The sequence below is a fragment of the Cupriavidus phytohabitans genome (genome assembly GCF_017815025.1).
Taxonomy (GTDB): Bacteria; Pseudomonadota; Gammaproteobacteria; order Burkholderiales; family Burkholderiaceae; genus Cupriavidus.
In genome coordinates, this window is sequence record NZ_JAGIQB010000304.1 from 1 (window position 1) to 240 (window position 240).

Annotated in this window: 1 protein-coding gene; it reads left to right on the forward strand. The window is 54.6% G+C overall.

The genetic code is table 11. From position 1 onward, the window contains the following. Nucleotides 1–240, forward strand: a 240-nt coding sequence (locus tag J8I34_RS34575) for a reverse transcriptase domain-containing protein (RefSeq protein ID WP_245176368.1), incomplete at both ends; no start/stop codon positions are given.

The window sequence follows — 240 nt, forward strand, 5'->3', positions numbered from 1 at the left end:
CAAGCGTGGGAATGACCAAACACGCGCGCACCAAGACTCAACTCAACGTCGTCCGCTATGCCGATGACTTTGTGGTGACTGGCATATCGAAAGAGGTGCTCGAATCCAAAGTGCTTCCCGCAGTCAGACAGTTTATGGCCGCACGGGGGCTGGAGCTCTCGGAAGAGAAAACTCGGATCACGAACATTGCGGAGGGTTTCGATTTCCTTGGCCAGAACGTACGTAAATTCGCGGGCAAGC